Source organism: Paenibacillus sp. Aloe-11 (assembly GCF_000245715.1).
GTDB classification, from domain to species: Bacteria; Bacillota; Bacilli; order Paenibacillales; family Paenibacillaceae; genus Paenibacillus; species Paenibacillus kribbensis.
Genome location: NZ_JH601061.1, coordinates 1 through 25,913 on the forward strand (window position 1 = coordinate 1; position 25,913 = coordinate 25,913).

Annotated in this window: 29 protein-coding genes, 1 pseudogene and 1 riboswitch; of the genes and pseudogenes, 10 read left to right on the plus strand and 20 right to left on the minus strand. The window is 46.6% G+C overall.

Annotation, left to right across the window (positions count from 1 at the left end):
* Positions 1–72: 72 nt before the first annotated feature.
* Positions 73–927, plus strand: a complete 855-nt coding sequence (locus WG8_RS19410; protein ID WP_007431944.1) for a 1,4-dihydroxy-6-naphthoate synthase — start codon at positions 73–75, stop codon at positions 925–927.
* A 111-nt stretch (positions 928–1,038) separates the two neighbouring features.
* Here the strand turns inward: WG8_RS19410 and WG8_RS19415 are convergent, their stop codons facing one another.
* The 3 genes from WG8_RS19415 to WG8_RS19425 form a co-directional block, all read right to left on the minus strand.
* Positions 1,039–1,359, minus strand: a complete 321-nt coding sequence (locus WG8_RS19415) for a hypothetical protein (protein ID WP_007431945.1) — start codon at positions 1,357–1,359, stop codon at positions 1,039–1,041.
* A gap of 313 nt (positions 1,360–1,672) precedes the next feature.
* The gene (locus tag WG8_RS19420) at positions 1,673–1,963 is read right to left on the minus strand and encodes a hypothetical protein (protein WP_007431946.1); all 291 of its coding nucleotides are present in this window, start codon (positions 1,961–1,963) and stop codon (positions 1,673–1,675) included.
* 129 nt (positions 1,964–2,092) lie between these two features.
* Positions 2,093–3,022, minus strand: a complete 930-nt coding sequence (locus tag WG8_RS19425; protein WP_007431947.1) for a DMT family transporter — start codon at positions 3,020–3,022, stop codon at positions 2,093–2,095.
* 149 nt (positions 3,023–3,171) lie between these two features.
* On the opposite strand from WG8_RS19425, the gene WG8_RS19430 reads away from it, so the two are divergent.
* On the plus strand, positions 3,172–4,050 hold the full coding sequence (locus tag WG8_RS19430; RefSeq protein ID WP_007431948.1) for a LysR family transcriptional regulator: 879 nt from the start codon (positions 3,172–3,174) through the stop codon (positions 4,048–4,050).
* A gap of 497 nt (positions 4,051–4,547) precedes the next feature.
* Here WG8_RS19430 and WG8_RS19435 read toward each other — a convergent pair whose 3' ends face one another.
* A complete protein-coding gene (locus tag WG8_RS19435; protein WP_007431949.1) occupies positions 4,548–4,910 on the minus strand; it encodes a hypothetical protein in 363 nt (120 codons plus the stop codon).
* A 213-nt stretch (positions 4,911–5,123) separates the two neighbouring features.
* On the opposite strand from WG8_RS19435, the gene WG8_RS19440 reads away from it, so the two are divergent.
* Positions 5,124–5,360 (plus strand): helix-turn-helix domain-containing protein, encoded by a 237-nt coding sequence (locus WG8_RS19440; RefSeq protein ID WP_043891263.1) that lies wholly within the window; start codon positions 5,124–5,126, stop codon positions 5,358–5,360.
* A 105-nt stretch (positions 5,361–5,465) separates the two neighbouring features.
* Here the strand turns inward: WG8_RS19440 and WG8_RS27205 are convergent, their stop codons facing one another.
* Positions 5,466–5,636: a hypothetical protein gene (locus tag WG8_RS27205; protein ID WP_157136345.1), complete on the minus strand. Its 171-nt coding sequence runs from the start codon at positions 5,634–5,636 to the stop codon at positions 5,466–5,468.
* 702 nt (positions 5,637–6,338) lie between these two features.
* Between WG8_RS27205 and WG8_RS19445 the strand changes: the two genes are divergently transcribed.
* Together WG8_RS19445 and WG8_RS19450 are read left to right on the plus strand one after the other, a co-directional pair.
* Positions 6,339–7,202 (plus strand): lytic polysaccharide monooxygenase, encoded by an 864-nt coding sequence (locus WG8_RS19445; protein WP_007431950.1) that lies wholly within the window; start codon positions 6,339–6,341, stop codon positions 7,200–7,202.
* Positions 7,203–7,521: 319 nt separating this feature from the next.
* A complete protein-coding gene (locus tag WG8_RS19450; RefSeq protein WP_007431951.1) occupies positions 7,522–7,935 on the plus strand; it encodes a hypothetical protein in 414 nt (137 codons plus the stop codon).
* A 385-nt stretch (positions 7,936–8,320) separates the two neighbouring features.
* Here the strand turns inward: WG8_RS19450 and WG8_RS19455 are convergent, their stop codons facing one another.
* Positions 8,321–8,611 (minus strand): hypothetical protein, encoded by a 291-nt coding sequence (locus tag WG8_RS19455; protein WP_007431952.1) that lies wholly within the window; start codon positions 8,609–8,611, stop codon positions 8,321–8,323.
* 506 nt (positions 8,612–9,117) lie between these two features.
* On the opposite strand from WG8_RS19455, the gene WG8_RS19465 reads away from it, so the two are divergent.
* Positions 9,118–9,369 (plus strand): hypothetical protein, encoded by a 252-nt coding sequence (locus WG8_RS19465; RefSeq protein ID WP_043891264.1) that lies wholly within the window; start codon positions 9,118–9,120, stop codon positions 9,367–9,369.
* Positions 9,370–9,673: 304 nt separating this feature from the next.
* On the opposite strand, the gene WG8_RS19470 is transcribed toward WG8_RS19465, so the two are convergent.
* Positions 9,674–10,033 (minus strand): HesB/IscA family protein, encoded by a 360-nt coding sequence (locus tag WG8_RS19470; RefSeq protein WP_007431955.1) that lies wholly within the window; start codon positions 10,031–10,033, stop codon positions 9,674–9,676.
* 376 nt (positions 10,034–10,409) lie between these two features.
* On the opposite strand from WG8_RS19470, the gene mqnE reads away from it, so the two are divergent.
* Both mqnE and WG8_RS19480 read left to right on the plus strand, forming a co-directional pair.
* Positions 10,410–11,516: an aminofutalosine synthase MqnE gene (gene mqnE / locus WG8_RS19475; protein ID WP_007431956.1), complete on the plus strand. Its 1,107-nt coding sequence runs from the start codon at positions 10,410–10,412 to the stop codon at positions 11,514–11,516.
* Positions 11,517–11,735: 219 nt separating this feature from the next.
* Positions 11,736–12,803, plus strand: coding sequence for an NAD(P)/FAD-dependent oxidoreductase (locus WG8_RS19480; protein WP_043891265.1), 1,068 nt, complete (start codon positions 11,736–11,738; stop codon positions 12,801–12,803).
* Positions 12,804–12,866: 63 nt separating this feature from the next.
* On the opposite strand, the gene WG8_RS19485 is transcribed toward WG8_RS19480, so the two are convergent.
* The gene (locus WG8_RS19485) at positions 12,867–13,124 is read right to left on the minus strand and encodes a YuzB family protein (protein WP_007431958.1); all 258 of its coding nucleotides are present in this window, start codon (positions 13,122–13,124) and stop codon (positions 12,867–12,869) included.
* 87 nt (positions 13,125–13,211) lie between these two features.
* Here WG8_RS19485 and WG8_RS19490 point away from each other — a divergent pair, with 87 nt between their 5' ends.
* Positions 13,212–13,457, plus strand: a complete 246-nt coding sequence (locus WG8_RS19490; protein ID WP_007431959.1) for a NifU family protein — start codon at positions 13,212–13,214, stop codon at positions 13,455–13,457.
* A gap of 89 nt (positions 13,458–13,546) precedes the next feature.
* On the opposite strand, the gene WG8_RS19495 is transcribed toward WG8_RS19490, so the two are convergent.
* From WG8_RS19495 to WG8_RS19550, 12 genes are all read right to left on the minus strand, one after another.
* Positions 13,547–14,311, minus strand: a complete 765-nt coding sequence (locus WG8_RS19495; RefSeq protein ID WP_007431960.1) for an SDR family oxidoreductase — start codon at positions 14,309–14,311, stop codon at positions 13,547–13,549.
* Positions 14,312–14,454: 143 nt separating this feature from the next.
* Complete coding sequence (locus WG8_RS19500) at positions 14,455–15,297, minus strand: MetQ/NlpA family ABC transporter substrate-binding protein (RefSeq protein WP_007431961.1); 843 nt, start codon at positions 15,295–15,297, stop codon at positions 14,455–14,457.
* 75 nt (positions 15,298–15,372) lie between these two features.
* On the minus strand, positions 15,373–16,041 hold the full coding sequence (locus WG8_RS19505; protein ID WP_007431962.1) for a methionine ABC transporter permease: 669 nt from the start codon (positions 16,039–16,041) through the stop codon (positions 15,373–15,375).
* Entirely contained in the window at positions 16,038–17,060 is a 1,023-nt protein-coding gene (locus WG8_RS19510; RefSeq protein ID WP_007431963.1) for a methionine ABC transporter ATP-binding protein, read from the minus strand. Before WG8_RS19510 ends, WG8_RS19505 begins: the two co-directional genes overlap by 4 nt.
* Before the next feature lie 90 nt (positions 17,061–17,150).
* Positions 17,151–17,290: riboswitch (SAM riboswitch) on the minus strand.
* A 130-nt stretch (positions 17,291–17,420) separates the two neighbouring features.
* Positions 17,421–18,140 carry a Cthe_2314 family HEPN domain-containing protein gene (locus WG8_RS19515; RefSeq protein WP_007431964.1) on the minus strand — a complete coding sequence of 240 codons (720 nt, stop codon included), beginning with the start codon at positions 18,138–18,140 and terminating at the stop codon, positions 17,421–17,423.
* Between the two features lie 51 nt (positions 18,141–18,191).
* The gene (locus WG8_RS19520) at positions 18,192–19,958 is read right to left on the minus strand and encodes a UbiD family decarboxylase (RefSeq protein WP_007431965.1); all 1,767 of its coding nucleotides are present in this window, start codon (positions 19,956–19,958) and stop codon (positions 18,192–18,194) included.
* 129 nt (positions 19,959–20,087) lie between these two features.
* Positions 20,088–21,020 carry a COX15/CtaA family protein gene (locus WG8_RS19525; RefSeq protein ID WP_007431966.1) on the minus strand — a complete coding sequence of 311 codons (933 nt, stop codon included), beginning with the start codon at positions 21,018–21,020 and terminating at the stop codon, positions 20,088–20,090.
* Positions 21,021–21,237: 217 nt separating this feature from the next.
* A complete protein-coding gene (locus WG8_RS19530) occupies positions 21,238–21,582 on the minus strand; it encodes a thioredoxin family protein (RefSeq protein WP_007431967.1) in 345 nt (114 codons plus the stop codon).
* A gap of 122 nt (positions 21,583–21,704) precedes the next feature.
* Positions 21,705–22,382 (minus strand): class I SAM-dependent methyltransferase, encoded by a 678-nt coding sequence (locus tag WG8_RS19535; RefSeq protein WP_232289137.1) that lies wholly within the window; start codon positions 22,380–22,382, stop codon positions 21,705–21,707.
* Positions 22,383–22,425: 43 nt separating this feature from the next.
* On the minus strand, positions 22,426–23,223 hold the full coding sequence (locus WG8_RS19540) for an ABC transporter ATP-binding protein (protein ID WP_007431969.1): 798 nt from the start codon (positions 23,221–23,223) through the stop codon (positions 22,426–22,428).
* Positions 23,223–24,260, minus strand: a complete 1,038-nt coding sequence (locus tag WG8_RS19545) for a FecCD family ABC transporter permease (protein ID WP_007431970.1) — start codon at positions 24,258–24,260, stop codon at positions 23,223–23,225. The genes WG8_RS19540 and WG8_RS19545 overlap by 1 nt, the downstream gene beginning before the upstream one ends.
* Before the next feature lie 62 nt (positions 24,261–24,322).
* Entirely contained in the window at positions 24,323–25,441 is a 1,119-nt protein-coding gene (locus tag WG8_RS19550; RefSeq protein ID WP_007431971.1) for an ABC transporter substrate-binding protein, read from the minus strand.
* 305 nt (positions 25,442–25,746) lie between these two features.
* Between WG8_RS19550 and WG8_RS29570 the strand changes: the two are divergent.
* Positions 25,747–25,913: pseudogene (locus WG8_RS29570) on the plus strand (DUF2515 family protein); the annotation flags it as partial.

Below are 25,913 nucleotides of genomic sequence, written 5' to 3' on the forward strand. Positions count from 1 at the left end.
GCAGCCTGGCGGATCAAAGAGGCTTTGCAAGCGTTGGAAGCCGCATTTTCTACATTAACGGAGGTTATATAGATGCAAATTGCTTTTTCACCTTGTCCCAATGACACCTTTGTCTTTCATGCCCTGGCGCATGGTTTGATTCCGGGCGCGCCCGCGCTGGATATTACCTTTGCCGATATCGACATCACCAACAATCTGGCGATCACACCAGACGGACTGGATATTATGAAAATCTCGTATGCCGCGCTCCCTTGGGTGCTGGATGAATATGCTCTGCTGCCTTGTGGTGGCGCACTGGGCCGGGGTTGTGGGCCGCTCGTGCTGACCAAAGAAGGCTCCACGATGGAAGGCCCGAAAGCCTTGTCTGGCAAGCGTGTAGCCGTACCAAGTGAACGTTCAACCGCCTACCTGCTGTTCCGCCTGTGGGCAGCCAAGCATGTGCCTGGGGGTGTAGGCGAGATCGTCGTCATGTCGTTTGACCAAATCATGCCTGCTGTCCGTGACGGTCATATAGATGCCGGACTGGTTATTCATGAGGCACGCTTTACATATCCGTCCTACGGACTCCGCAAGCAAGTCGATCTGGGCAACTGGTGGGAAGAAGATACAGGACTCCCGATCCCGCTCGGAGCGATTATTGCCCGTCGTCATCTGGATTTGGATGCGATCACAAGCTGGATACGCGCCTCTGTCGAGTACGCATGGAAGCATCCTGAAGCTTCCCGCGAGTATGTATTGTCTCATGCACAGGAGCTGTCACCGGATGTCGCCCAGTCGCATATCGACCTGTACGTGAACGATTTTACCGCCAATCTGGGCGACAGCGGTTATGCCGCCATCGAAGCCTTGCTCGGACGTGCCGCACAGGAAGGGCTGGTGCCTTCGTTTGATTTGGCCAAGCTGCGCCTTGCCTCCACAATCCGCTAAAACCTATAAAACCTCCCGAACGAGTACATGCCTAACCATGCGCCCAGTTCGGGAGGTTTTATCATTTCTTCGTATAGTGAATTCTCATTTTAGACTCTCTGAATCCTGTCTTTAGTTCTGTTCTTGCTCCACGACCTCGGTCTTAAATACATTATCCAGCTTGGTGCCCAATCTTTTCACCAGCGGCACCTTGATATCCCGACTCAGTTCCTTGAAAAAAGCGTCCATGTCACAATTAATCTTATCCAACACAACCTTCACGGTGCCCTCTGCCAAAATCTGCTCATTCAGTTCTTCCGGTACCGTAACCGAGATGTCATACTTTTTGCTTAACGTTTTAATGTAGCGGCTAAAGATTTCGATAAGCTCCTCATTGTTGAAGTTCTCAACAGCAACTTGCCCTTTGTTCGTAAATTTCAAATTCACTCTCACGTTAGCATTTCCCCTTTTCCTTTTGACCATTTATTTTGGATAAACGTTGAACCGTACAGCGGCTCTTCAAAGAAAGGGCCTTACCGATCGTTTTAGACTCTTGTCCTTTGATATACTAAGTATAACACATTAAGTCTGTTTTCATTTCCCAACTTGTCGTTTTATGATAAAAAATGATACTTTTTGCGCATTTTCAGCATGAATCATTACTTTTCATTCCAATCATTAGTAGAAAATCAAACAAGAAAATACAAGAAAACGCCTATCTTGCAATAGAAAGACGTTTCCACATAAAGAGCTTATATAGTATGCCTCACAGAGGTTTCGTGCATTCCCAACCGTGTGAACGATACTCACGCACGGCATCTCGTAGATCCTCAATATCATCGGTATGCAGCAAAACGGCAGGTAAAATGACCCAATATTCATTTTCCGCCAAATCGATAAATACATCCTCGACGTCATAATATTGCATATCTCCAAATGCCGTATCTCTGATTTTCTGTCCAACCAAAGGGGTAAACCGGGAATCGAATGTTTTCATCACCTTCGTGTATTCCTTCACGCCCGTTGCTGTGATCTGCTGCGAAATAATGACGCTCAATGCTCTGCTACCTCCCTGACCTAATAATGCTCATTATAACCTTTCCTCAGACCTTCTACAAAACCTTGCGCAAAAAGAATCGTCTTATTTTATTTGATAAACTAACATATTATTCCTGATGCCGTATTTCTATGCCTGAGTACAGGATTGCGTTTCATCAGCCTTGGCCGTTCGGCACCCTTGTTTTCCCGGCGAAGCCGTATTTACCAGATACACGCTGCCTGCAATCAGCACCAAACCCGCAACAAAAGTCAGGGTAAGAGATTCCTTCAGCATCACCATACTAAAGATCGTAGACAGCACTGGAATCAAAAACGTGTATGAGCCGACGGTTCCTGCATCTCCATTATCGATCAATTTAAAATAAATCATCCAGCCCATGGCAATCACGAAGATCGAAATAAACGATAAGATTGCAATAAAAGAAGCTGTCCAGTGGATATCGCTCCATTTCTCTGTCGCAAATCCAACCCCGTTAAGCATGATGCCTCCCAATATGAGCTGCATAGTGACCGCCCAGATGGAGTCCAGCTGCTTGCTTTTTTTCTTCATATAAATGGTTCCCAGCGCCCAGCACAGTCCCGAGGCCAGCCCCAACACAATCCCCAATACGGACAAATGGCCTGCCATGCCGCCAGAGCTAATCACGATCACCCCGCCAAATCCAAGCACCAGTCCGATGACCTTCATTGGAAACATACGCTCACCCAGCCACAACCAGGAGAACAATCCCAATAAGATAGGCTGGAGAAATACTAAAGTGGAAAATAACCCGGCAGGTAAATAACCCAGCCCTATCGTCTGCAAACCATAGTAGCCTGCAATATTAAATATCGCCAGAACGAGGTACGTCCATGCATTCTGTCTAAAACGCAAGGTTTTCCGGTGACGCAAAGCGAATAATAGCAAAATCAAACCGCCCAGCAAGGTGCGCATTCCCGAGAAGAATAGCGGCGGTGTATCTGGCAAAGCCAGCTTGGTCAACGGCCAGTTGATCCCCCACACCATGACTAATATCAATACAAGCCACAGCGTGGCTTTTGGTGTTAACTTTTTCATAGATGTCTTCTCTCCTCTAGCATTTTCATCGTTCTTTGCTTACAGTAATAGGCATCAAGCCCGTTTGCAAAGCTTCGCTTTACTAGCGTATACTGTGAGCACTAATAAATAAAATGAATGTTTTCGATAAGGGAGATAACTTTTCACTTATGACCATTACCCAGATTATGATCTTCGTCCGCGTAGCTGAAACGCTAAGCTTTACCCAAACTGCTCATGAGCTGCATATGACGCAGCCCGCTGTCAGCCATGCGATCGCCAGTATCGAAAATGAGCTGGATGTCCAGCTATTGCTGCGTGATCGCAAAAAAGGCGTACTCCTAACCCATATCGGGCACAAGGTACTGCTGCAATTTCGCATGATGCTGCAAAGCATGGAAAAGGTACAGCAGCAGGTAGCCGCTGAAAAAGGGCTGGATGTTGGCACGGTCACCATCGGTGCCTTTCCCTCGGCCTCAGCCTATTTTCTGCCTCCAATTATTCATCATATTCGCCAGCATTATCCGAACCTGGTTTTTGATCTGCACGAAGGCTCTACGAATGAGGTCAAGGAATGGGTGCATACCCGTGAAATCGAAGCGGGCATCATCCTGCTGCCTGATCCACAAGTGGATGTCATCCCTTTATGCCAGGATAATATGGTCATCCTCCTGCCGGACGGTCATCCCATGCAAGCGCGCGACAAAATCGCCATTCGAGACTTGAATCAACAGGATATGATCTTTTGTAAGGGTGGACATGAGGTTGCCATTATGGAAGGCTTTGAACGCGAACAGAGCCAACTGAAAGCACAATTCATCACTCACAATGTCAGTACCCTGGTCAGCATGGTCCGGCAAGGGCTGGGCATGGGGATCGTTTCCTCACTCTCCTTGTCCACATTCCCCCATGATCTGACCATCAAGGAAACCACACCATTGATTACACGCGAGATTGGTATCGCTGTACCATCCCTGGCCAATGCTTCACTGGCCGTACAGTTATTTGTCCGCACCGCTCAGGAGTTGTTTGTGGATGCGGAGACTTAATATAAAAAAATTAGCGTATGGAAGGCATAACCATTTGTAGAAAAGGGAACAGCCCTATGCTATACTGTATTAAGAAACTGTATCATGTACTATGTGTCATATAGCCTATGACATGTGGGTAAAATAAGAATAGCCGCGATGGTTGCACATCGCGACTTTCTGACAAAGGCCGATGGGCGACCACGGCGAGAGTTTCATACTAGGTACGAAAAATCACCGGATAGCTAGGCGGCCAACCTATTCCCGGTGGTTTTTCTTGTCTTTACGTGATTGTTTCCAGGCTTGGACCAAAGTCTTTAGGCCAGTAGTTATACTGACCAACTTTAGCACAACGTCAAGAATCTTCACGATTAGATCAAATGACACGGCGTCACCCCCTCTCGGGCTAGCTTCGCCGCATCTTCCCCACCGGTTAATTTGTCCAAATCATTATAGCATAATTGGGAAAATTGGAATATAGAGTAGGAATAGCGAGAAGAACTACTAGATGTGTGGTGTCACTTTGTGTTTACAAGGTTAAGCTCAATATGGGGTCGACCGTGCAACCATAGCAGTTCGTCCAGTAAAAATGTCAAGCCATCCTTACTGCGCAAACGCTCAATCAACTCTGTAACGACTTCCACAATCTCACGTTGCACATTCTTCGCCAGTTGGAGTCCTCCGCTTTCCCCATCCACATAAAGATGTGGATGATCCGGTTGTTCTACCCTTCGTACATGTCGCAGACACAACATCCCATTTTCCAGATAAAAGAAATAGCTACGATCAAACAGGACCCCCTCAAATAATTCATACATATAAGGATCATCATCAGGTCCATATACCATGGCAGCTCTTTTCAATTCAACCGATTTGGTCATGTAATCCCTCTCCTTTGGATTCATTAATTTTTTTTGTTAAATAAAGACCATGCTATTATATTTATATGTACTTAATGTACGACTTCTTATACATATAATACACTTTCACATTATAATTTTCAACACTTATCGAATAAAATGTACGCATTATTGTAATTTAGGTTTGATTTCTCTAAGATTTAAGTACATATAATAAATAAAGGGGGATTGCTCATGGGATTGAAACCAAGTTATAAACCGATGGAAATCACTCTAATTAAACGAGATAAAACACGAACTTACCTTCGTACTCAATTAGGAATATCACCATCCACTTTGGCGAAAATGTCTAATGGGGAATTTGTAGCCATGAGTGTCATTGCACGGATTTGTGAGGAGTTGGATTGTAGAGTTGAAGAGGTTGTTGAATTTATAAAAGAACAACCATTAGATAAAGAGAAAGAGCGCTAATCCGTTTAGGGATAGCGCTCTTTCTTTTCAACTTAATATTGATTTAAAGCGACCGCTTCGCTTGTACAGCACCATTCCACCTACTCCGTTTTACTTGTACATTTTTTAGTTCAGCTTATATAAGCGGAAAATTTCAGCTAATAATATCCACTTGTTAACAGCGGATTCCATATCTTCATCTGTTATTACCCATACTGGTTTACCAGTTAGACCTTTATCCTTTACATATTTACTTACTCTTCTAGTTAAATCCACTATATTTTTATAGTCAACCATACAATCCTCATTTCCAAGCACCTTATGAATCAATTATGCAAATCTATCAGCTACACCATTACTCTATTCAAACAATAGGCTCTACGCACCAACAGATTTTGCCCCTCTTGTGAAACCTTCAAAATATTCTACTTCAAAATTAGGAATTGACAGGAATGATTTTATACTTAAACCATTTTGTCTACAAATACTAATAAAGTCATTAAAATGATCTGGCGTATATTCTCTTTAAGGGCAAAACGCTAAGCCATAAACTCTCTTAAGTAAAAACAGTGTTGTTTTTTAATATTTTTTCGCTATAACGGATGCCTGATGTCTACTTAGTGAAGCAACGCATTTTTGAAAGAATCAATGCTAAAAATGTTTTGAATTTCGACATATTTTCTCAGATATATACAAAATTCATTGTTATATTCCATTGAAAATATTGACAATTATATAATCTCAATGTATTGTGTAGAAAATAAATACATTTTTTCTTGAATTATTTATTATTTGGGATCAATTTCCGGAGAGCCGTTACTGCTTATTTATTCTCATCTAAGAATGGACAGGCCTCTTTGGAATGGATTCATAATAATTCTTTGGAAGGAGGAATCCATAAAGCCGCTTGAGGATGACGTCTCAAACTATTGAAAGCGTTATCAAAGCTAGATTAGAACCCCCCGAAAGATTCTATTAAAAAATGCAAGGAGGAGTAACATGACAATCCAGACTTTTGTGAATCATCGTAAGTTATCTATGAAATGGTTTATTTTCTCGACAGGAACCCTGTTTCTGATGCTGCTGGGTTCGTTTGTTTTTGCGGAAAGCGCTTCCGCTCATGGGTATTTGACGGATAGCCGCGCTCATCTATGTTCCACGGGCCAAAACACCAATTGCGGGCCAGTGAGATGGGAGCCTTTTAGTGTGGAAGGGCGAGGGGATTTCCCTGAATTCGGCGTTCCCGACGGCAAGATCGCCAGCGGCGCGAAATTTTTAGAACTCGACGAGCAAACAGCGGATCGCTGGACCAAGGTAGATATGGTAGGCGGGGAGCATACGTTTCATTGGAAACTTACAGCCAATCACAGCACGAATACATGGGATTACTATATTACGAAAAAAGACTGGGACCCCAATTCCCCGTTAAAACGGGAGGATCTTGAGTTATTCTGCCGTTATATAGATGACGGTGCGATTCCGCCAATCGACACTTATAATGATTGCTTTGTTCCGAATGACCGGGAAGGATATCACGTTATCGTTGGTGTTTGGGATATCGCAGATACGGAGAATGCCTTCTACCAAGCGATGGATGTCCAACTCAGCATCAACCCGTCGGCACCGACCACGCCCGACAAGGGTTTCCCTGGAGATCCTAACCGTTTCGGAAAGTACCTCGTCTGGAATACCATCAGGGTCTATACCGAAGGTGAAATCGTTCTGCACAACGGGCAATTGTGGCAAGCTCTGTGGTGGACCCGTGGACAGGAACCGGGAACGACAGGACAGTGGGGTCCGTGGAAGCTGATCGGCGACGTGCCACCCGATGAGGAAGGCAGCACAGAATTGGGCAGCGCATAAGGACGGACATATTTTATTCAAAAACGAAGAGGCAGTTGTCGAGTCAAGTTTAAACCCTCAGACATATCCCGCGAGAGCCAGAGAGAAAAATTCTCTCTGGCTCTTTGTTCGTACGCCCAGCATGGGCGTCATCTATACGGTGGCGTGTCCAGACAAGCACGCTTATTCTGGCCGATGAAGGTCATTACTAGCAATCCAATTAAGTAGTTGTTTGTTCTGCAATTTTTACAAATAAAATCTTTTTTGAAACTATGTTTGGTATCACACATAGTTTCAAAAGGATTGGGTTTCCGATATATTAAATAAGGGGGAATAAACATTGCATAAAATTAAGAAGAAACTCAATAAGATAAATGAAACCAAGAAAATTTACAAGCAATTTGAGGATACAGAGTTAAGAGCTCTTGAGAAATACTACACGGCAGAAGAGGATTCAGCGAAGCAATTGTCCTTAGTAGGCTCCTTGGTCGCTTACGTAATCCCTCTCGTTCTCTTAACCGTCAATCGACTACTTGGCGAGGGACGTAACCTAATGGCAATATACGTAGCTGCCTCATTTTTCGTCGGGGTGCTCTTAACCTTGATACTTGCAACAGGATTGCACTGGAGAGCTGCCACAAATTTACGTGCGGTCCAACTCGTTATGGAAGAACGCGAACGTTTAGCCGCCGTCTCCCAAAAGCAACCGCCTGCCGAATATCCTTTACGTAGACGTCGATATGTCCGTCAGTAGTCCGTCCGCCCCAATCCCAACACGTTCGAATGCCGACGCCTTCGTTTTTGACACGGGTTCCAAACGGAATGGACAGCGGACAGGCTGCGGTTACTCCGCTCTTGACGCGTCTACCTGACGCAGTGATTCCGTGAGTTGGCGTAAATAGAAGACGGGGAATTGCCTGTTTTCTCAGTCTCTACTACGTGTGTTGGCGTCGATTGACTCGGAGGATTAAGCGTGACTATTGCCACGAGTATCAGTTCGATAAATGTCCGCGAGACTACGCCCCCCGCCTTGAACTGCGCCTCTACTTGCGCGAGAAGTGCGGCTTTCGCTTCGGCTGGCGTGAGTTTAACGAGTTGTGATTCGGCACACCATTCGTAATAATCCGAATCATCGGTGTCTAACGCGGCACCATCTTGTGCGGTAAAATGCTGCGGTCATCTTCTACAATTCTTACGAGTCGTGTCGTAGACGTCTGACGTACATAATCGCCGACCTTCAGCGTCTTCTCGTCCACTAGTTTCGCCTCCATCTCCGCAATGGTTGCGGTGATCTTTGCGAGTTCTTCGCATTTGGCCGCGAGCATGGCTTCCGTTGAGGCACCGAATACGGTAAGGCACTCCAAAACGTCCACATCCATCAGCCAAAACGGGTCCCCGTCTTCGTCCACAACGAACTTATCGCACGTCATCGACGTTTACCGAGTAATAGCCGTTAGTCTGGAGGTAGCTGCGAAGGTTCCTCGTTACGAATACGATATCTCCCGCCTGTGGTTCAACGTCCATCCACGCGTAACTCTTGCCGCCATACTCGACGATATTGCCGCCAGTATCTACGCGCACAACTCCGTTTAATTCCGCCACATTTACACGCTCCTATTCGAATAAATTTACGTCCATTACGTTTATTAGCCGCGCATTACTCAATTCCGTGACTAGCACCGCACGCTCTCGGGCATCAACGTTAACTGATTCTATCAACGTATCTCCGTCGAGTTGGTCCAGACCTAGTCCTGCGATAATGACACCGGTAATCTCGCCGCGCCGGGCTGCGGCCGCCCACCGCTTCGAGCACATTGACGACTGCGTTGGGAAACGGGATAATTTCGACTAGTCGCGTTTCTTCTTCCGCCATGTTACACCTCCCTCCTTGTTTTAAGAAGTGGTATAATATAGTCAAACTAGAGGAGTTGGTCTTATGAGTAAAATCAAAATAGGTCTTAATTGTAAAAAGTACCCGAACTGTGAGTGTGATAAAGTAGATTTTCCATACACTACAATACCTAGAGTAGCATGCAAGATTTTCGATATAGAGTATGATGGGTCTGGATACATATCTCGGATGGAAGTCCTTACTCAGTACATCAGATTAGGTCACACCAGAGAGGAGTACATAGAGAAATACGGAAATGGCTTTTTCGCTGAAGACGATCTCCACTCTTTTAAGTAATGACCCCCGTATGTCCAAAGCCGCCCGTCCCGCGTTCCGTCTCTGAAAGCTTGCCGTCCGTTTCGATGAAATTAAAGCCATAACAAAAAGACCTCTACAGCGGTATAGTACGTGACTATACCGCTGTAGAGGTCGTAATCCGCAACCCTAAATCGCGTATTTTGGGGTTGTTAACGTTCATCATACGGGATTGTTAACGCTCAAATTCCCGTCGTAATCCGCATCCCCGAACACTTATTCCGCTAGGCTAACGCATCGGCCTCCGATTAGGTCACCGGAAGTCAAAACGTTGATACAACGCGGTTTAACAAGGCTCTTCACTCGGCTTCCCTGCATCATCACGCGTACGGAAGCTTGAACCACAGCCGCATGTAGCTACGGCATTCGGGTTATGAATCGTGAAGCCGCCCGACATGCCGGACTCTTCAAAGTCGATTTCCAGACCGTCCAGATAGCGGATGCTTTCTTTCTCCACTACGACTTTCATATCCTGTACGTTCATATATATATCCTGATCTGTCTCATTGTCGTCAAAACCCATGGCGTACGAAAATCCGGTACAACCGCCCGGCGTAACACCCAGACGCAAAAACATATTCGGCGTTTCCTGCTGCTCCAGCATTTCCTTCAAGCGTTCAGCAGCGGAATCGGTAATGTTAATCATGGCTCCATCCTCCTCTTTTACTTCATGTTCCTCTTCAGTATACTCCACTATTGGCACGTGCTCAAGTCATGGAATGTCCATGCCTTACGGGGTAAAAGACCTGATTTTACACTCATTTGTATTGATCACCTGTGTGGTGAGGTTTATAATAGATGAAGAGTGTGTAAAAGAAACTGTCGGAAAATTGTCAATTAAATGGCGTTGTTTTAAGACATCCGTCATTGTTGTAGCCTGGCATTGTAATATTTTTCACATATTCTACATCCGCGCTGCCGGGTTCGCACCGACGGAACGGGACATCCTGTGTGCATCAAGCGCTTGGACCGCAGATCATAGCGGAAAGCCTCGCACAGAGCAACTTGAAGGAGGAATGGGCATGTCCACATTAGTCACACCTTTTACAGACCGCAGAATGGCGGAGATTGTAGAAAAGGTACAAAACGGTATTCGTTTGAGCCTTGAAGACGGTATATATTTATATGAAACTGACGATATCCTCACACTGGGTCAGTTGGCTAACGAAGCTAATTTACGTAAAAATGGAAAAAAAGTTTATTTTATCGAAAATATGAGCCTGTACTTCACTAATGTATGCGAAGCGCGCTGCGCATTCTGTAATTTCCGCAAGGACCAGGGGGAGGACGGCTCTTATACATTGTCGGGACAGGAAATGATTGATTATGTTGAGCAGCATATCCATCCTGGGGTAAGAGAATTCCATATTGTTGGCGGTCATAATAATCATGTGCCTTTCCAATACTATGTAGACTCATTGAAGGCGCTGAATGAAAAGTATCCCAACGTTACACTGAAAGCCTATACTGCAGCAGAAATTGACTTTTTTACACGCATTAGCGGCTTGAGCATCAAAGAAGTGCTTCAGGAGCTGCAAAAGGCTGGACTTCAAACTCTGACAGGCGGTGGCGCAGAGATTTTGTCCGACGAATATCGCAAGAAAATGCGTGTTTCCAAGGCCAATGTGGATCGCTATCTTGAAGTACATCGCACGGCTCACAATCTCGGCATGAAAACTCATACGACCATGCTGTACGGTTCGGTCGAATCGTACCAGGATCGTATTGAACATATGCTGCAAATTCGTGAATTGCAGGATGAAACGAACGGATTTATGGTATTCATTCCACTGTCCATGCAGCCAAAAAGCAAAAATGCCAGCATTATGCGCCGCAATTCCGCTTATGAGGATCTCAAAACGATTGCGATCAGCCGCCTGATGCTGGACAATATCAAGCATGTCAAGGCTTACTTCATTAATATTGGACCGCAATTGACGCAGGTCGCGCTTACGTTCGGCGCCTCGGACGTCCATGGCACGATTGTGCGCGAGCAGATTAGCCATGCCGCAGGTGCTTTGACTCCAGCCGGTTTGACCCGTAAAGAGCTGATTTGGCTGGTTAAAGGTGCAGGACGTATCCCGGTAGAACGGGACACCTTCTATAACGAAATCGAAGTTTTCGACTAATCGAGTTTCTCGACGAATTTAACAAACTCAACGAAACAAATTTATTTCGGATTCAGATTTCCCGCGAGCATTTTTTCCCCATTACTCACACTATGCAGCGACAAGTTGCCTCGGAATACTCCGGCCTGCCTGCCGACAGGCAGACCGAACTCCGGGTATTATAACAAGGCTCCAGACCATTTGCCGGGGACACGGCAGCGAAAGGACGGCGGATTTTTGATGAAAAATTTCGTTATTCTGGGGGGCGGCTACGGCGGCCTTACCATTGCCAAAGAATTGCTGGACAAACATATTCCCGACGATGTTCAAGTTATTTTAGTGGACCGGATGCCCTTTCAAGGCTTGAAAACAGAATACTACGCTCTCGCAGCGGGGACGGTATCTGATTTTGATTTGCGGGTGCATTTTCCCAATGAGCAACGTCTGATCCGTAAATACGGAGAGGTCACCTCGATGGATCTGGAGAATAAAATCGTCCATTTTCAGGATGGCGAGCCTTTGCTCTATGATCAGCTTGTGATTGCGCTAGGCTGCACGGACCGTTTTCACAATACACCGGGGGCTGAAGAGTATAGCTGTACGATCCAGTCTTTTAACCATACCCGTCAAACGTATCTGCGCTTGAATGAAATCAAGCCTTATGGGCATGTTCATATTGTAGGCGGCGGTCTGAGTGGGGTTGAAATTGCTGCGGAGCTGCGTGAAAGTCGTTCGGATATAAATATTACCATTATGGATCGGGGCGAGCGGGTGCTGTCGGCATTTCCGCAACGTTTGTCTGCCTATGTACATGCCTGGTTCAAGGAGCATCAGGTTCATGTACTGAATCATGCTGCGGTTTGCCGTATTGAACCTGGCGCTATCTACAATCATAACGAGCAGATTGTAACGGATGCGGTGGTATGGACAGCCGGGATTCAACCGGTAAAAATGGTGCAGGATTTGGCTGTTCCTAAAGACCCTCAGGGCCGCATCGTGCTCAACGAATATTATCAAATACCGGATCACCCCGAGGTGTACGTGGTCGGGGACTGTGCCAGTCTTCCTTATTCACCAAGCGCCCAGGCGGCAGAGGTGCAAGGGGAGCAGATCGCACACATTGTACGCGACCTGTGGAAGGGCCAAACGCCTCACCCCCATCCTCTGAAGCTGCGCGGCACATTAGGCGCACTGGGTAAGAAAGCGGGCTTCGGCTATGGCTTTATGGGCAGCACCTCGTTGCGTGGACGAGTACCTCGCCTGCTTAAAAGCGGTGTGCTCTGGAAGTCCAAACGCCATTTTGGCTGAGCGATTGGCTATATAAAACACAAGAAGACCCGCTTTCCAGAGCAGGTCTTCTTCTTGTGTTTCTCAATCCAAATCAAGCTGATCCCATGCCTCAGCTTCCTTGATCTTGCTTATAATCACTTCATACAGCTGCTCTGCTGAATCCGCAGAAACAATCTCACCGTTGACCATCGCATAGGGCTCAGCGTTGCACTGACCACAATTGCTAAGACAGCCGTATTCGATTACATCATAATCCGGATTTTGCTCCAGCCTGGACATAATTTCATCGGTGCCAAAATGCATATTGCTGGTGCAAAATTCGATGATAGGTCTTAACATTTTTTCACCTGCTTTGGATGACGGGCATTTTAATTTGGCCCGCTTTGTAATATAATAAATAAGGTATAGGAAAGGAGTTGAAGTCTAATGAGCGAAGCACAAAGCGTTCAAATGTATGATGAAGTAGCAGATGTACTGGATAAGCTCCGTCCGTTCCTGCAACGCGATGGCGGCGACGTTGAGCTGGTTGACGTTGAAGACGGCATCGTTAAGCTGAAACTGGTAGGCGCTTGCGGTAGCTGCCCAAGCTCCACAATCACGTTGAAAGCAGGGATTGAACGCGCTCTTCTCGAAGAAGTCGACGGCGTCCAAGAAGTGGTACAAGTATTTTAATGCTTGTTGCATAATGATCATGAGAGTCTTGACTTCGGTAACGAAGCTCAAGACTCTTTTTATGTGATGTGTCTACTGGAATCTAGCGCTTAAATGGTAGGCCGAATCGGGTCCAATCCTCCCGACACATCCATAATATTGCCTGTTATAAAATCCGAATGCTCCTCACACAAATAAGCGATCACTCGCGCAATGTCCTCCCCACTTCCCGGACGCCCACGTGGTGTCTCTTGATCCTGCAAGCCGGTGACGTCGGCAATAGACATTTCCTTATTCGCTCCTCGAATATCTCCGGGACAAATCATATTCACCGTAATGCCATATGGTGCTTCCTCCACAGCCAGTGACTTCGTAAAAGACACCAGCCCCACCTTGGCGGCTGCGTAGACAGCGCGATGCGGCCAAGCCCTCGCTTCTCCAGCATGACCAAAGCCAAAATGAATAATACGTCCCCATTGCCGGCTCCGCATATGAGGCAACACCAGATGATCCAGCAGCATGGTGCCGACCAGATTCCCCTGTATCATGGCATGAATCTCGGCTACACTGTAATCCGCAAACAGACGACGCTCGCGGATGAACGGTCCGGCATTGTTCACCATAATATCTACACCGCCCAGCCGATCCTCGACTTCGCCGATCAGCCTCGTGATATCCTCTTGCATGGAGATATCTCCTTGTAAAGAAAGGCAGCGTACTCCTTTAGACTCGATGACACGCTTCAGCTCCTCGGCTTCAGCTTGGCTATGCACATAATTCAGCGCAATATCACAGCCTTCATCGGCCAGACGCAGAGCGGTCATTTTGCCTAATCCCTTGGCACTGCCTGTTATGAGTGCGACTTTGTCTCTCAACAGTTTTCCTCCTCTTCACAGAGAACGGTCACCCCCAAGTATAAAATATTTAGGCTTCGCCTACAACTCCAGGCAAAAAGAAACCCCAGTCCTCTTGTTCAAGAGAATCTGGGGTTTGCAGTCAACGCATTTTCGTTCCCTACTTAAAATGCCGGGATAATCGCGCCTTGGTACTTATCTTCAATGAATTTTTTAACTTCCGGAGATTGCAAAGCTTTCATCAGCTTTTGAATCGCTTCGGAATCTTTATTGTCAGAACGTGCGACCAACACGTTAGCATATGGGGAATCCTTACCTTCCAATGCCAGTGCATCCTTGGTCGGGTTCAGCTTCGCTTCAAGAGCATAGTTCGTATTGATCAACGCAATGTCCACTTCAGGCAACTGACGTGGCAGCATTGCCGCTTCCAGCTCTTTGAATTTCAGGTTTTTCTTATTTTCAGTAATATCTTTTACTGTAGCTTCGATGTTGCTTTCGTCTTTCAGCTTAATCAGACCTTGTTTGGCCAACAACAGCAATGCACGACCTCCATTGGTTGCATCGTTCGGAATAGCTACTGTTGCGCCATCTGGAATTTCATCAAGCTTTTTATATTTTTGGGAGTAGATACCGAATGGCTCCAGATGAACTGCACCCACAGATACCAGATCCATTTTGCGCTCTTTGTTCATTACATTCAGGTAAGGTACATGTTGATAGAAGTTAGCATCCAGCTGCTTGTCGAACAATTGTACGTTGGGTTGAACATAATCGTTGAACTGAACGACTTGAAGACGAATACCCTCTTTTTCCAACTGAGGCTTGATCGCTTCCAAAATTTCCGCATGTGGCACAGGGGAAGCGCCCACTTTCAGCTCAACTTCGCGTGGTGCGCCGCCCGTATTTCCAGTCGTTTTTGATGCATCGGATGTCGTGCTCTTCGTGCCGCAAGCAGCCAGCACCGCAATTAATGTCAAGCTTAATACCGCCAATACCCATTTCTTCATGTTATTACCCCTCCAATAATTTGTAATGTTCAGGATTCAGATGCCCTGATCAATAAGGATATCTATATGGTTTCCCTATTTTCGAGTATAATGCCGTACCAGACGGTCCCCTGCCATTTGCAGCAGTTGTACCAGTACGACCATGAGCACGACGGCAACGATCATGACAGCCGTTTCATAACGGTAGTAACCGTAGTTGATAGCCAGCGTCCCCAGACCACCGCCCCCGATCATACCGGACATCGCCGTATAGGATACGAGTGTAACGACAGTAATGGTTAATGCAGCGAGCAGTCCCGGCAGTGCCTCACGCAACAGCACCCGGCGGATGATTTGCCCAGTTGAAGCGCCCATCGCTTGCGCGGCCTCAATGACACCCTTGTCCACTTCACGCAGAGACGTTTCGACAAGACGTGCGAAGAAAGGGGCAGCCCCGATCACCAATGGCGGAATCGTACCCAGTACCCCGGTAGAGGTACCTACCAACGATCGTGTAAAAGGAATAAGTGCAACGATCAGAATGATAAACGGTACGGAACGCAAAATGTTAACGATGAAGGACAGTACAATGTATATCACTTTCATCAGAGTTAGCGAGGAGCGGCTCGCCAGGAACAATAATATACCGAGCGGCAAGCCAATAATCAGGGTGAACAGCGCGGATGCCCCAAGCATCTGAAGGGTCTCCACCGTAGAATTCCATAGTTCTTCCCAACTCACTTGCGAAAAATCAAGTTCGCTCATTGTCCGATCACCTCCACATCAAGTCCTTGCCCGGACACTTCACGCAACGTATGCTCAATATCCTCCTGATTTCCTTCAAAACGAACGATGAGCTGTCCATACGGTACGTTTTTGATGGTAGAGATCGTTCCCTGCAAAATTGCAAAATCAACGCCGGTATGACGGACCGTACGCGATAGAATCGCATCATATGTTATGCTGCCCAAGAAGGAAATCCGCACCACCTGCGCCGATTCACCGCCACCTGAGGCCGCAATTGCTGCTTGCAGCTCCTCGGCATGCTCAGACTCCCGCTGGATAAAGTCCTTGGTTACCTGATGCTGTGGCTTCAAGAACACTTCCGCCACCGGCCCCTGCTCCACAATGTCGCCCTGATGAATCACGCCAACTTGATCACATATGCTTTGAATGACATGCATTTCATGCGTAATCACTACGATGGTCAGATTAAAGCGCTGGTTAATATCCAATAGCAATTTCAGAATCGACCCTGTGGTCTGCGGATCAAGCGCCGAGGTAGCCTCGTCGCACAGCAACACATGAGGATCACTGGCAAGCGCCCGCGCAATGCCTACACGCTGCTTCTGTCCTCCTGATAGCTGTGAGGGATATTTCCCGCTGTGTTCTTCCAGACCCACCAGCTCCAGCAATTCTCGAACTTTCTTGTCCACCTGCTGCTTGGGTGTATTCACCAGGCGCAATGGAAATGCGATATTGTCATATACCGTCGCCGACGATAACAAATTAAAATGCTGAAAAATCATTCCGATTTTACGGCGCTGCTTCTGTAGCTGGGCTTGACTCACGGTGGTGAGATTCACACCGTCTACCCATACTTCGCCTGAAGTGGGCCGTTCCAATAAATTAATACAGCGGATTAACGTGCTTTTTCCCGCTCCGGAGTGACCAATAACTCCAAATATTTCTCCACGCTCTATCGAAAGGTTCAACCCGGACAGCGCACTAACGCGTCGGTTCCCTTTGCCATAATACTTGGTTAACTGCTTAAGCTCTATCAACGTGCTGCGACCCCCTTCACTTTCCTTACCCTTTTAATCGGCAAAAAGAGCCCCTTTCACAGAATGAAAAGGGCCCCGCATGCGAACCTTTTCTCATCTGCCAAAACCGCTAAAACTCTAGCGGTTTTGTAGGAATTAGCACCATCATGTCCCCTCCCGGTGTATTACACCGGGAAAGAACGGGTTGCCGGGCTTCATCGGGCCAGTCCCTCCACCTCTCTGGATAAGAAAAATATATTAAACTCCAGCTTTAGCTGTCCGTTAAGTTTATATTAAAATCATAATTCAAGCATTTTTCTGAAACTAGATTTCAGTATAGATAGTTTACATAGCTTTGTCAAAGGATATTTTCTAACATAATTATGGACGCACTGCCCGGTTCTCCCAATGTTTCGCAGTATAAGAAAAAACGTTGGACAGCGATCGGCACACCATTTCCAGGCCCTGCTGCAAATCCTCCAGATGATGATCCAGATCTTCGAGATGTATCTTGCCGTACAGAGCACGATGCCTTTGCCAGAGATCATCCTGCATTTCCGTATTCATATAGTGTATTTCCGTATTTCGCCGCTTACGCAGCCGATTGATGGCATCGGTATATGTGTTTTTAATATCATTCAAGTTATCGGTCAATACAGGATGCATTTTGAGATACTTGAGCTGCCGCAACACGGTAAAATACGAATAATGGGCCTTATACTCCCCTGTTTTTAAATCATACAGATCATTCAGCCAGTTACCCAGCTTATCCAGAATGGAAAATACGCGCACAAATCCATCCTTATAAAAGAAAACATACAATGCATAATCGGATTTTTCATCCTCGCTCATATCCTCAGCGTATCCGGCCTTCACTTTCATGCGGAAAAAAGCGGCAGCATGATGGCTCTGCTCCAGCTCATCCAGAGAGGACATCAGACCGCGTGTCAAAATATCCGCCTTACGAAAAGCGTGGGTCGGATCACCACTGGCCTGAATTTGCCGCTCCAGCAGGTTCAACATATCTGACATGCTATTCATGGCATCCAGCAGGACGCCCTTGCTCACACGTGGCGGCTCGCCCAGCAGCTTGCGTATCATGCCCACGCCTCCTTATGACTGTAAAATCCGGTTGTTCAATTCATTAAGGCGTCAAGCGAAATAACTCGTCCACCGTTGATCCACAAGCTTAACAATATCCTCACGCGGTAGCACTTCATCCGGGTAGCCCGGCTTCATGCGAGCATCCACTACAATCGGCAGCTTGTAGTTCAGATGATGCAAACGCACCTCGCTGTCGGCATACATATCTGTAGCCGGGTTAAAACGCGTAAATACCGTCCACAGGAACGAGGCTTGTGAGCGAACAACTTCCGTGGCATCATCCACGATAAAGACAAGAGGCCATTCTTGCTCGCTCGCAGCCAGTCGTTCCAATACACGCGCCGCCAGTTCAGGCTCTTGCTCAAAGGTCGCCCCTGATACAACAAGGCAGCCTCCGCAATACGGCTTAATTTCACGAATACCTGGCAGGTCTCCTCCCTCATAGGTACTAGGCAATTCACGTATTGGCTCCCCTACACCCATCAAGATCGCTTTGCTGCCATGATTTAGCTTGCGGCCTGTATAATCGAGCGTATCGTGGGACGTATGATTGAATATGAACAAATCCCTTGCTGGATTGAACCGCTCCAGAATCGTTTCCAGCAGCAGGTTAAAATCAGATAAATCAATGACCCGGTCCGTCAACATCAGGAATTTGGTTAATGACAATTGACCTTGACCCAAAATGGTAAAGCCGGATACCAGCGCTTCACGAGAGTAGCTTTCACGTACGACGGCTGCTGCCAGCGCGTGTACGCCCGTTTCAGCATAAGCCCACAGGGACTTGACGGAAGGCATCACAAGCGGATAGGCAGGCGACAGCAGACGCTGTAAAAATTCGCCGAGATAGTAATCCTCCTGGCGTGGTTTACCTACAATCGTTGCCGGATAAATGGCATCCTTGCGGTGGTACATATGCTTGACATGAAATACAGGAAAATCATGCTGTAATGAATAGTAGCCAAAATGATCGCCAAACGGTCCTTCCGGACGGCGTTCATGAGGCGGTACGTAGCCGCTGATGGCAAATTCGGCCTCTGCCGGAATGCGGTGACCCCCGAGCGGGTCTTCTGTCATCGGCAGCTTGCCTCCCATAATGAGCGAAGCGAGCAACAGCTCAGGCAAATTCTCCGGTGCTGGAGCAATCGCAGATGCAATCAGAGCGGGCGGACCACCGATGATTATCGTCGTGGGCAATGGCTCATTGCGCAGCTCGGCTTCATGATAATGAAAGCCGCCGCCTTTATGAATTTGCCAGTGAATTCCTGTCGTTTGATCATCATAAATCTGAATACGGTACATCCCCAGGTTATGATCCTTGGCATGCCCCGGCTTCTCGGTGTATACGAGCGGAAGCGTAATGAACGGCCCCCCATCCTCATGCCAGCTCGTCACTCTAGGCAGTGGAGCCAGCGGAGCATCTGTCCGCCGAACACCCAATACAGGAGCCTCGCTATGGGATACCGTTTTCAGCCCTACTTTTAGCATGTCCTTAATCAGGCCACGTTCATTCCATAATGCTTTGGGGGTAGGAGGAAGCAAGGTTTTGGTCGCTCCAACAATCGCATCCATCAGTTGCTCCGGACGAGGACCAAAAGCCATATCTACACGTCGATTCGTACCAAACAGATTACTGGCAACAGGAAACGGGGTTCCTTTTACATTCGTGAACAGCAGTGCCGGTCCTTCTTCCTCAATGACTCTCCGATGGATCTCGGCCAGTTCCAAATAAGGATCGACAGGCGCTTCTATAATTTTAAGATGATTTTCTTTACGTAGCGCTTCAATAAATTGGCGCAAATTCTGGTAGATCAACTGGACGACTCCTCCTAAGCAAATCAAGCCCTCGAGAAACTCGTGGGCCTGGTTTGTTTCTTATATGCTATTATACGTGTTTGAACCCCTCTTGGGCAAAATATCAGCTTTACTATATCTATGAAATACTTAGGTACGTTGTGCTTGGGTCGGAACAAGCTTGCGATCCGGCGACAATTGCCATACACGATAGCTCAAATAACACAAAATGGAGAACAATGTGGCAATCACGAGCATATGTCCCAATACAACAAACATGTAAATTTCAGGTTTGGTGAAATACAGCAAGCTAATTCCAATAATGACCTGAAGTGCTATTAACAATACCGAAACAACACCCAATACACGAATATCCCGGTGCTTCGGGTGATAACGGTATGAGTAGTGGCCTACGGCCAAAATAATGACGAACAGCAGACCGGCTGTAATCTGATGCAGAAGCAGCGGAGATATAATGCCGCCGAGATTTACAACCTTCTGGATGACGGAATGACTGAGAAGCGCACCCGAATAGACAGCAATATACGTATAAATCGTCGATAGCCATATAAAGTTGCGATAGCCCCGGCTGACAGGTTCAGCGACCAATCGCGGAGTATAACGTGAATCCGAATGCTCCTTCCACACCCCCAGCGTCATCATGGTCGCACTGGCAAAAGCGATAAGCGCAAAGCCAAAATGCAGTCCCATGACTGCAGCCGATTGGGAAAATATTACAGCCAATGCCCCCATCGCTCCCTGTATGATGACAAACATGAGCGTTAATAGCGAGAATAACTGTAAATCCTTCCGATGCTTCATAAACAGCAAAAAGCCGATAAAGGAGGCGACAGAAAGCAGCCCGGCCATAGCGCTAACAGAGCGGTGAGAGAACTCAATAATGGATGCGATTGTATGTGCCGGAACCAGCTTGCCGTTACAAAGCGGGAATTCACGTCCACAGCCGAGGCCCGAATCTGTCCGTGTCACGACGCCTCCACCGAAGGTAGCTAAAAACATGACAATACATGTTACGAGTGCCAGCCACTTTAATATTCTGATTTTGTTATTCAAAGAACTCACCCGTATCCTTCCAAATATAATATTTATTCACTTCATGTGTTGTGAAATAATCACTTAAAGTAATTATAACTGATATATTGTTCCTTGACATACGCGTTTTGTTGACAAAATGTGAACGTGTCCGTAAGAAAGCCGCCTCCTTTGGCAGGAAGCGGCTTTCTGTTTGTCCTGATGTCTAAAGGTTCCCTTCGGAGCCATCATACATGTACAGCATCTATTATTTTGCCAGATTAGCATGTACTTCTACTGCCCGGTCCAAAAATTGCTCGATTTCCTCACGGGATTTGCGTAGTTTGTTTACCAGACGCACCAGCTCGCGCCCTTCACTGTAAGCGATAAAGCTGGGAATACCCAACACATTCTGCTCCTGGCTGACGCTTTCGGCCTGCTCTACATCAATTTCAATCAATGTAAGCTTGTCTGCATATTGTTGCTCCACATCAGGCATAAACGGATCAATAAAATGGCAATCCCCGCACCAGTCCGCCTTAAACACAGCCACCGTTACACCGGAAGTTGATATTGCCTTATTAAAGTCTTCATGAGAGACGATTTTCTGCATTCCTTATTCCTCCTCTAATTTCGGTTGTAAAAAGAACTTGCTGCTTCTATTGTAACGCCAAATTGTACTTTTGATAAGACAAGGCCGATCTTGGCCAGGGCAATCCGCCTACGGAAATACCGTTATTTTCTTGCACATACCATAAACAGCGGGGATGTTGAACTGGTCCAAACAGTGGAATAATCAATAAGCTTGTTCTTTTCATCATAGATTCGCTTTTCGATATCCAGATCCAGTAAAATTTGTTTCATTCCAAGTGAGAGCAGAACTTCCACATCCCACTGAGGGCGTTTCTTTTCGCAGATGTATAGTGATTTGGCGATCGCATTCCGTTCTCTCAGCTGTTGTTGGGTTTGTGTCGGATGAGAAGGCTTTTCTCCTCTTTCGTCAGCCTGTTTGAATGCCTGACCGTAGTTGGCGTCAAAATTCAAGAGGGTTCCGCCAGGCGCAAGTACACGGTACATTTCGCTGTAGGCTTTTTGCGGATCAGGCAACGTCCATGTCACATTTCGGGTAATAATGAAATTGAAGCTGGCGTCAGGGAAATCAAGCTGTTGCGCATCCATTTGCCGAAAGGTTATGCCAGTATAGCCAAGATTTCTTGCATTGGACTCCGCCTTCATCAACATGGCGTGGGAATAATCAATACCTGTAACTTCACAGTCCAAGTCGCGCATAATGAAAGCGAAAAAACCGGCGCCTGTGCCTAGATCAAGGACCTTCAAGGGGCGGGATGGAGGCATATGCACTTGGATTATCTTCGTATAGATCTGGCGTAACCCGCCTTCAAAATCATGCATCCGCAGCCCGCTAAATTCGTCCGCTCGTTCGGTCCAGTAGTCATTAATCCGTTCTTGCATCTGCCTCTACTCCTCCCGCGATACAGCTTCTTTTTTTGGTACCGGCTATCATAACCATCGTAACCGGAATATCATACAGTTCTTCCATGTTTTTCTGCGTGACCACTTCATCTGGCTCTCCAAAATGAACAAAACAGCCATTTTTCAGCACTGCCGTATAATCGGCAACCTCCAAAGCATGGTCAGGATAGTGAGATGTCATAATGATGCCAACTCCTTTTTGCTTCAAGCTCTTGACGATTTGCAGGAAACGAAACTGATTTCCAAAATCCAGATGAGAAGTAGGTTCATCCAGCAGCAAGATTTGCGGTTCCTGGGTTAAAGCAGCAGCCATCATCACGAGTTGGCGCTCACCGCCCGAGATATTGGTGTAAATCTTCCCGGCCAAATGTTCGATGCCCAAAAAAGACAAGTTGTCCAGCGCGACCAGCTTATCTTTTTTTCCCGGTGCTGAGAGATAGCCCAGGCGGGCGGTTCTCCCCATCGTGACCACATCCAGAACGGTAAAAGGAAATGTTGGCGTGTGCATTTGCGGAATATATGCCATACAAGAAGCCAATGTTTTGGTACTGTAGCTTTGGATGGGTCTGTCATCCAGGTATACCTGTCCTTTGCTGGGGTTGTGCTGGTTGACCAGGCATTTTAATAGCGTACTTTTGCCTGTGCCATTGGGTCCCAGAATGCAAAGCACGTTTGGAGAAGTGACCTCAAATGAAATATTGTGAAAGATTTCCCGCCCGTTTTTGTAGTGAAAAGCCAGGTTTTCTGCCGTAATTTTCATTACCAGTTCACCTTCTCTCTGAACATGAAGTAGGCAAATAAAGGTGTGCCGACAATCGCTGTAATGACTCCCAGAGGGATTTCTTCTGCCGTCAGCGTTCGGCATAAATCATCAATAAGCAAGAGATAAGAAGCACCAAGGCAAATGCAGGCAGGCAATAATTTCCGGAAATCAGGCCCAACCAGCATTCTGCTCAAGTGAGGAATGACCAGTCCTACCCAGCCAATCACGCCTGATATACTGACCGCAGCGGCTGTTAAAATACTGCAACAAACAATAATGATAATCCGGTCGCGTCTGACATCGACTCCATATGACTTTGCTTCTTCATCGCCCAGGCTCAATACATTCAGCCTCCAGCGAAACAACCAGATGACAGCGATAAAAATTACAAACAGTGGCAGCGCGGTCAACAGCAATGTTGTGTTGACAGCAGACAAGCTGCCCATCAGCCAGAATACAATGGCAGGGAGTTTCTCGAAAGGGTCTGCAACAAATTTAATCAGTGAAACAAGTGCCGAAAACAACGAGCCGACAATGACACCGCCCAAGACCATTGTAATGGTTGAATTTTGGGCTCGCAGACTAAACAGAAATGTTAGACCCACGGCAATCAGACTAAAAATCATCGCAGATACCTGAATAGCAAATGAGTTATTCAGCAACAGAATAGCCAATGCGGCTCCAAATCCGGCGCCGTTGGAAACGCCCAAGGTGTAGGGCGATGCCAGGGGGTTGCGAAATAATCCCTGGAAAACAGCACCTGATACTGCTAACCCGGCACCAACCAGCATTGCAGCAATGGCCCTCGGCAGCCGCACCTGTACAACGATGTTCTCAGCCAAAGCCGTCCAGGTCTGATCGGAAGGAATCAGTTTGCTCAAGAGAATTCGGCACACCTCTGTTGTTGTTACATGGAATTTGCCCATCATGAGAGACAAGACGAAGATAACAACAGGCAAAATGATCAGGAGCACCCAAATCGCGTGAGGAATTATAGGTTTGATCTTCTCATAATGTTTTGAAATCGCACGCATCCAGACTAATCCTTTCTGCCCTGTAAAAAACAATCACTGCAGTAGCAGTGATTGGAGGGCAATTATTCCTGTTCTTTATAAGCGATGCCATAGAATTTCTGGTAGAAAGATTGAACCATTACGTCCAGATCAACGTCTTTGAACGCTTCCGGATACAAGGTTTTTGCCAGCCAGATTTCTCCCAGTGCCATAGATTCCGGTGTAGGATTACCCCATGGTTTTGTATAGTCTGGTGCGATAATCAGCTTGTTGTTTTTCACGGCGTCAATAGCTGCCCAAGCTTTATCCTTTTTAATGTCATCCAGTACAGATTTGTAGCGGCTTTGGACAAAAATCACTTCAGGATTCCATTGAGCTACCTGCTCAACGCTAACTTGCTTGTATCCCTTGATGGTTTCGGCAACATTACGAGCGCCGGCTTTGGCCATGGCTACACCCACATATTTACCTGTCCCGTATGTATACATTTTTTCGTTGGCCATATACACTTTGATCCGGCTATTCTCGGGAACTTCATTCAGGTGTTTGGCTACAATAGCCCGATTTTTGACAACATAGTCCCATAATTCAGTTGCCTGTGCTTTTTTATCCGTAATCTGACCAATCAGGTTGATCGCTTGTTTAAGTCCTTCCGTATAGGCTTCATCTGGATTGACAAGATCAGGATGGATCGTGGATGCCTGCTCTTTGTCTGCTACATATAAAGTGATGCCCACGACGGGGATGCCCAGTTGTTCAAGTTTGGCAATGGATTCTTTCGGAACCTGGTTGGATACAAACACCACGTCCGGCTTTAAATCAGCGACGGCTTCTACATTTAATTCCGAGATCGTCCCCGGAGTTGCCAAATTTCGGATTCCTGGAAAAACATCGGCAGTATAGCTTCCAAGCAAGCTTTCCCAGTCGCTCAGTACACCTACCAGCTTGTCCTGAGCATGTAGTTCAAGCATGATATCCAGCGTGTGGTGTTGGAGAGCTACGATTCTTTTTACGTTTTTCGGAATTTCAACCGTTCTGCCCAATTGATCGACAATAGTATAGGTTTGTTTGTCAGCAGTGGTGGCCTGACTGCCAGATTGAGTTTCACTAGCTGGTTTGGTCTGATTTCCACATCCATACAGGGGCAACGCCAGTAAAAACACACACAGAAGCATGATTAAGATGACTCGACGGTTTTTCATTCAATTTTTCCTCCCAGTTTATAAAGCACATGATGTAAAGTGAGTTCTCTATTTCTAGCACACACTAACACAGGATTATAAAACAGGAAGAACGATAGTTCAATGATATATATAACTATAACTTGATATAAATAGATATACCTTGATATATTTAGCTATGCCTTGATATATATAACTATACCTTCATGGTTCATGAACAGAAAAGGATTCGATTCCCCATCATAGATTGGAATGCCTGCTATTAAGGCATACTAGAGCATATAAGGGAATGCATCTGAATACTGTGAAAGGAAGTAATCAAGACAATGTCTCTCACCGAATGGTTTCATATAGCAACAAAGCAGCTTCAAGACGGGCTAAAGCTACTCGGTACTGTTCCGCGTGTTGCGGAGGAGGCTTGGGAGGGCAAACGGGCAGCCTGGACCGAATCCCGCAAGCTGCGTTATCCATTGCGTGAGCTGCCGTGGGATAA

Bases quoted from the DNA above. Each gene is read 5' to 3' on its own strand.
- WG8_RS19505 (WP_007431962.1), bottom strand. From the start codon at position 16,041: ATGAGCGAACTTGATTTTTCGCAAGTGAGTTGGGAAGAACTATGGAAT.
- WG8_RS19445 (WP_007431950.1), top strand. From the start codon at position 6,339: ATGACAATCCAGACTTTTGTGAATCATCGTAAGTTATCTATGAAATGG.
- WG8_RS19545 (WP_007431970.1), bottom strand. From the start codon at position 24,260: ATGCGTGCGATTTCAAAACATTATGAGAAGATCAAACCTATAATTCCT.
- mqnE (WP_007431956.1), top strand. From the start codon at position 10,410: ATGTCCACATTAGTCACACCTTTTACAGACCGCAGAATGGCGGAGATT.
- WG8_RS19465 (WP_043891264.1), top strand. From the start codon at position 9,118: ATGAGTAAAATCAAAATAGGTCTTAATTGTAAAAAGTACCCGAACTGT.
- WG8_RS19515 (WP_007431964.1), bottom strand. From the start codon at position 18,140: ATGATACGCAAGCTGCTGGGCGAGCCGCCACGTGTGAGCAAGGGCGTC.
- WG8_RS19485 (WP_007431958.1), bottom strand. From the start codon at position 13,124: ATGTTAAGACCTATCATCGAATTTTGCACCAGCAATATGCATTTTGGC.
- WG8_RS19430 (WP_007431948.1), top strand. From the start codon at position 3,172: ATGACCATTACCCAGATTATGATCTTCGTCCGCGTAGCTGAAACGCTA.
- WG8_RS19425 (WP_007431947.1), bottom strand. From the start codon at position 3,022: ATGAAAAAGTTAACACCAAAAGCCACGCTGTGGCTTGTATTGATATTA.
- WG8_RS27205 (WP_157136345.1), bottom strand. From the start codon at position 5,636: ATGGTTGACTATAAAAATATAGTGGATTTAACTAGAAGAGTAAGTAAA.
- WG8_RS19490 (WP_007431959.1), top strand. From the start codon at position 13,212: ATGAGCGAAGCACAAAGCGTTCAAATGTATGATGAAGTAGCAGATGTA.
- WG8_RS19550 (WP_007431971.1), bottom strand. From the start codon at position 25,441: ATGAAAAACCGTCGAGTCATCTTAATCATGCTTCTGTGTGTGTTTTTA.
- WG8_RS19540 (WP_007431969.1), bottom strand. From the start codon at position 23,223: ATGAAAATTACGGCAGAAAACCTGGCTTTTCACTACAAAAACGGGCGG.
- WG8_RS19435 (WP_007431949.1), bottom strand. From the start codon at position 4,910: ATGACCAAATCGGTTGAATTGAAAAGAGCTGCCATGGTATATGGACCT.
- WG8_RS19440 (WP_043891263.1), top strand. From the start codon at position 5,124: ATGGGATTGAAACCAAGTTATAAACCGATGGAAATCACTCTAATTAAA.
- WG8_RS19480 (WP_043891265.1), top strand. From the start codon at position 11,736: ATGAAAAATTTCGTTATTCTGGGGGGCGGCTACGGCGGCCTTACCATT.
- WG8_RS19455 (WP_007431952.1), bottom strand. From the start codon at position 8,611: ATGACGTGCGATAAGTTCGTTGTGGACGAAGACGGGGACCCGTTTTGG.
- WG8_RS19410 (WP_007431944.1), top strand. From the start codon at position 73: ATGCAAATTGCTTTTTCACCTTGTCCCAATGACACCTTTGTCTTTCAT.
- WG8_RS19535 (WP_232289137.1), bottom strand. From the start codon at position 22,382: ATGCATGATTTTGAAGGCGGGTTACGCCAGATCTATACGAAGATAATC.
- WG8_RS19500 (WP_007431961.1), bottom strand. From the start codon at position 15,297: ATGAAGAAATGGGTATTGGCGGTATTAAGCTTGACATTAATTGCGGTG.
- WG8_RS19530 (WP_007431967.1), bottom strand. From the start codon at position 21,582: ATGCAGAAAATCGTCTCTCATGAAGACTTTAATAAGGCAATATCAACT.
- WG8_RS19470 (WP_007431955.1), bottom strand. From the start codon at position 10,033: ATGATTAACATTACCGATTCCGCTGCTGAACGCTTGAAGGAAATGCTG.